Annotated in this window: 1 protein-coding gene and 1 pseudogene; one reads left to right on the top strand and one right to left on the bottom strand. The window is 62.9% G+C overall.

From position 1 onward, the window contains the following. Window positions 1–165 precede the first annotated feature (165 nt). A complete protein-coding gene (locus ACRC1E_RS13755; protein ID WP_438515656.1) occupies window positions 166–771 on the top strand; it encodes a hypothetical protein in 606 nt (201 codons plus the stop codon). Between the two features lie 19 nt (window positions 772–790). Here ACRC1E_RS13755 and ACRC1E_RS13750 read toward each other — a convergent pair. Further along, a pseudogene (locus tag ACRC1E_RS13750) lies at window positions 791–1,495 on the bottom strand (response regulator); the annotation flags it as partial.

The following is a 1,495-nucleotide window of genomic DNA, read 5'->3' as shown; positions in this document are numbered from 1 at the left end:
CTGGGCGGTTTTTGCATCGCCGCCAGCGATGCCGACCACGACGACAGCTTGCGCCTGCTGGCGCGCGTCGCGCAGGTCTCGCGCGAACAAGGCCGCGAAGCCATGAGCCACGCGATGGCCTAAGACGGGCGAATACCGATGAAAAAACCGTTACAGGAGAACAGGATGGGAGCCAAAACCGCAATGAGCGCACTGCTGGCAGTGATGGGCTTGCTGACGGCCTGCGCGACCACCTCGACCGTGCACAGCCAGTGGCAGGACCCGGCCTATCAGGGCGGGCCGATCAAAAGTGCGGTGGTACTGGCGCTAGGCGCCAGTGTGACCGAGCAGCGCATTTTCGAGGATAGCGTGGTGGCGCAGCTGAACGCTCTGGGTGTGAGAGCCACGACCGCCTATTCGGTGCTGCCGCCCTCGCCCGCGCCACTGGCCGAGGCCGATCTGGAAAACGCCGTACGCAAGGCCGGGGTACAGGGCTTTATGCTGATCAAGCTGCTGCCACCGCAAACCGGCTACCAGAGCGTCAGCCAACCGGTGTTCCCGCCGCCCGTGTTCGGCTGGTATGGTGCCTATCAGGGCTTTTACAGCAGCGAGCAGATACTGCTGCCTTACACCATCGCCGCCAGCCAGACCACGCTGTGGGACACCCGGACCCGCCGCCTGCTATGGTCGGGCAATCTGCAATCATTTAATCCGGCCTCGGTCACGGCGACCGCCAGTGCCTACGCCGCGACCTTGAGCAAAACCCTGCAACAAGGCGGTTTGCTGCCCTGAGTCATCATCCAGAGCAGGCCTACACCAGCCACTCGCGCTTGCCCTGCTGCTCCATCAGCGAATTCCACGCCTGCAGGATTTTCTGGAATTTGCTGCTGGACGGCTGCAAAGCACGGACCCGCATCAGCATGGCGTGCCCGCTGCGGACATGGCTTTCGTGCCAGCCCTGACGATAGACCAGCGCGATGATGGCATTGCTCATATTAAGCATCACCTGCACATTGTCCGGCAGCTCGGCATAGGCCTTGCCAAATAGCGCCACCGCCTGCTCGTAATGCCCAGCCTGCGCTTCGCGCACCGCAATGTTGTTGAGGTTGACCACGCTTTGCACATTCTCGGCGATCAGCTCGCGTCCGGCTTCGCTGCGTCCGGCCTGGTCAAACAAATTCCCCAACGCCTCGAGCAGGGCTTCATCATCGTGATGGTTACGCACCAGCATGCGCGCCACCTTGTCCCCCAGATCGGCGCGCCCCTGGCTGTAGCAGGCGCGGGCATACTCCATGCGCGCTTCTACCCCCAGCTTGTCATCCAGCGCAGCCAGGCGCTCTTCGGCACTGGCCAGCAATAGGGCCGCTTTTTGCCGGTTTCCGGCTTGCTGCTGCAACTGGCTGTCGATCACATCCGCCATCCAGTTGCCGGCATCGTCATGCTTGTAGTCGCGGCGCAGTCCCGCCAGCGTTTTGGTGGCGGCCACACTATCGCGCCGTGCCAGTTGTACCCGCGC

Source organism: Craterilacuibacter sp. (assembly GCF_051659485.1).
Taxonomy (GTDB): domain Bacteria; phylum Pseudomonadota; class Gammaproteobacteria; order Burkholderiales; family Chromobacteriaceae; genus Craterilacuibacter.
This window is presented reverse-complemented; position numbering and strand designations above follow the sequence as displayed.

Excerpts from the sequence above, each read along its gene's own strand:
- ACRC1E_RS13755 (WP_438515656.1), top strand. The coding sequence starts at position 166 with ATGGGAGCCAAAACCGCAATGAGCGCACTGCTGGCAGTGATGGGCTTG.